General features: G+C 62.7%; 2 protein-coding genes. One reads left to right on the top strand and one right to left on the bottom strand.

Translation table 11 applies throughout. The annotated features are described in order from the left end of the window. The first annotated feature begins 205 nt into the window (after positions 1-205). Positions 206-604: a tetratricopeptide repeat protein gene (locus B3187_RS07145; RefSeq protein WP_024460925.1), complete on the top strand. Its 399-nt coding sequence runs from the start codon at positions 206-208 to the stop codon at positions 602-604. A 270-nt stretch (positions 605-874) separates the two neighbouring features. Here the strand turns inward: B3187_RS07145 and mrcB are convergent. Further along, positions 875-3,126 (bottom strand): penicillin-binding protein 1B (gene mrcB, locus B3187_RS07140; RefSeq protein ID WP_286805392.1); only part of this gene is annotated, 2,252 nt, incomplete at its 5' end.

Below are 3,126 nucleotides of genomic sequence, written 5' to 3'. Positions count from 1 at the left end.
TGCGCTACCAGACTGCGCTACGCTCCGACTGGGTTGGCCTGTGCCAACGAGGGCGGAATTATAACAGCTGTTTTTCTGCTGTAAATGGGGAATTGGCATTTCTTACGTCACAGATTGACGGATTGGCGGGAGGATGGAGCCCCATGGCGGGCCGCAACTGGTATCATGCGGCCATTATTGTCTGACCCGAATGAGGAATTGACGCGTGAACGCCGCTTTTCGACTTGCTGCTGTAACCACTCTGGCTCTGGTAATGACCGCCTGTGTGGGCCCGCTGGACCGACCCGATGAGCCGGAAGGCCCACAGGTGGATCCCCAGGCGGCCGCCGTGGTCAGTCTGATCGATCAGGCTCGCCTGGCCTATGAGCAGGGCGACTATATGGGTGCCATCGCCGCCGCTGAGCGCGGTCTGCGGATCGATCGGCGCGAGCCCGAGCTGTATTTGGTGTTGGCCCAGAGCTACTTTGACCTGGCGCAGATGGAGCAGGCCCGTCAGTTTGCGGAACAGGGGCTGCGCCATAGCCCGCCGGACTCCCGCCTGTATCAGGCCCTGGAAGCGGTGCGCGGACGCGCAGCCCAGAGCACCGGCACCCTTCGCTTTTAGCCTTCCCCCTGGGCGTCACTGCATGAGATTCGGCTAATATATAGCCAAATCTCATGTACAAGCCCAAACCTATTTCCAATTGGTTTAATTAAGCGGCCGGAAAAACTGGCGATTTTCTGATCAGCGCCGATACTGTAAGTAACTGGTGTTGGCAATCCTCTGGTTTTATCAACCACCAGTTGGGTCCGGTGGACCTTGTCAGGAAGCTTTCCTTATTGTGTACTCCTATCTTGCCGGTGCTTGAAGCACCGGCTTTTTTTGGTGCGGCGCTCACTGCCAGAGGCGCTGCCACCAGCTGGGGCGGGACGAGCGGTCGATGCGACACCCAGCGGATTCCTCCAGAACCTGACCTTCGCGCAGCGGCAACCAGACGGCGCCCTCGCAGCGCTCGGCGCTGAGCTTTCCGGTGGCGCTGTCGATCCAGTCAAAACTCACATCACCCGGCGGCGTGAGGGGCAGCCCCTGAGTGGGCAGGTCCGCCATCATGTCCGCCCAGGCATGCAGGGCGCCGGAGGAGCCGGTGAGCGGGGTTTCCTCGTTGTTGTCCCGCCCGAGCCAGACCACCGCCAGGTGCTGCCCGCTGAAGCCGGCAAACCAGCTGTCCCGGTAGTCGTTGCTGGTGCCGGTTTTACCGGCCATGGCCAGCCCTTCCGGTAACCGCTGGTAGACCGACCGCCCGGTGCCCTCGCGCAGGGCAAGCTGCAGCAGGTACTGCATCTGGAAGCTGGCCTCGGGGCTGAAGCGCTGCTCCATCTTCAACGGATAGCGGCGCAGCGGGTCGCCCTCGGCGGTCAGCACTTCGCGAATCGCCCGCAGCGGGGTATAGACGCCTTCGGCGGCGAGGGTGTGGTAAATACCGGAGACCTCGTAGGGTGTCATTTCCACCGCGCCAAGAAGGATGGCCGGTACCCCGGGGATAGTCCCCTCAAAGCCGGCGGCACGCAGGGTGTCGTACACCGAGCCGAGCCCCAGGTTCATACCCAGCCGGGCGGTGGCCTGGTTATAGGAGTGCACCAGCCCCTGATAGAGAGGCACTTCCCCGTGATCTTCCAAGCTGGCGTTGCGGGGTTCCCACAGGGTGCCATCGCCCGCTTCCACGGTGACCGGGTCATCGCTGATCAGGGTACCGGGGTGATACTCATCCGGACGCTCCAGAGCCGTGAGATACACGAAGGGTTTGACCAGCGAGCCGATCGGACGGCGGGCATCCAGGGCGCGATTGAAGCCATTGAACCGTCCGTTGCGATCGCCCACCAGGGCCAGCACCTCACCGGCGCCCACCGAGGTGACCATGGCGGCGCCCTGCAAGCCTTCAGTGCCGTGTGCCTGCTCCAGGCGGTGTAACCGCTCACTGATCACCCGCTCCAGGCGCCGTTGAATCATCGGCGAGAGGCTGGTGAAGATGCGGAGCCCTTCGCTGCGCAGGTCTTCCTCCCGGTAGTCCCGACGCAGTTGCCGATTCACCAGTTCGATAAAAGCCGGGTAACTCTGCAAGCTGTAGTCCACATCCGGCACGATGCCCAGAGGGGCTTCGGTGGCCGCGTCCAGTTCAGCCTGGTCAATCAGCCCTTCCCGATGCATGACCTGCAAGACCAGGTCCCGGCGCTCCTTGGCCCGCTCCGGGTGACGCCAGGGGTTGTAGTAGGACGCCCCTTTGACAATGGCGATCAGCAGCGCGATCTGCTCGGTTTTCAGTTCGTTCAGGGGCTGACGAAAGTAATGCTGCGCCCCCAGGGCAAAGCCGTGTACCCCCCGGGAGCCACTCTGGCCCAGGTAGACTTCGTTGATGTAGGTTTCAAGAATTTCCGACTTGCTGTAATGCACTTCCAGGAGCACGGACATGATGGCTTCCTGGAATTTGCGTTGCAGGCTGCGCTCATGGGTGAGATAAAAGTTTTTCACCAGTTGCTGGGTCAGCGTACTGCCGCCCTGCACCACCCGCCCCGCCTGCAAGTTGGCCCAGGCCGCGCGCAAAATGGCTGTGGGCGATACCCCGAAGTGGTCCAGGAAGTCGCGGTCCTCCACCGCGAGCAGGGTTTCGCCGAGCAACGGCGGCAGGTCTTCCAGGCGCACCAGTAACCGGTCCTCGCCGTGGGCGGGGAAAATGCCACCGATCTCTTCGGGCTCCAGCCGCATCAGTGGTAGCGGCTCCCCCTGCCCGCCCTGCAGACGGGTGACCCGACCGGCGTCCAACGTCATCCGGAAACGCCGGGCCGGCTCGTCGCCGTCCCAGAACTCAAAGCCGCGGCTGTAAACGTCATAGTGCCGGGTGTTACCCTCAAACCGGCGTGCGTACTGCCCGGGGCCACTGACACGCTCCACCGGCCGGTAACCCAATGCCAGCATTTCCTGCTCAAACAGGTCGGGGGGCAGCGACACCCCTTCGTACAACTCCAACGGACGGGCGTAGACCCGCGCGGGCACCGACCACTTTTTGCCCTCAAATTTCTCGCGCACCACGCCGTTCAGATAGATCACCCAGAGCACAAACAGCAGGGCAATCACGCCCGCCGCATACAGCA

It is taken from the genome of Marinimicrobium sp. UBA4209 (assembly GCF_002381585.1).
GTDB classification, from domain to species: Bacteria; Pseudomonadota; Gammaproteobacteria; order Pseudomonadales; family Cellvibrionaceae; genus Marinimicrobium; species Marinimicrobium koreense.
This window is presented reverse-complemented; position numbering and strand designations above follow the sequence as displayed.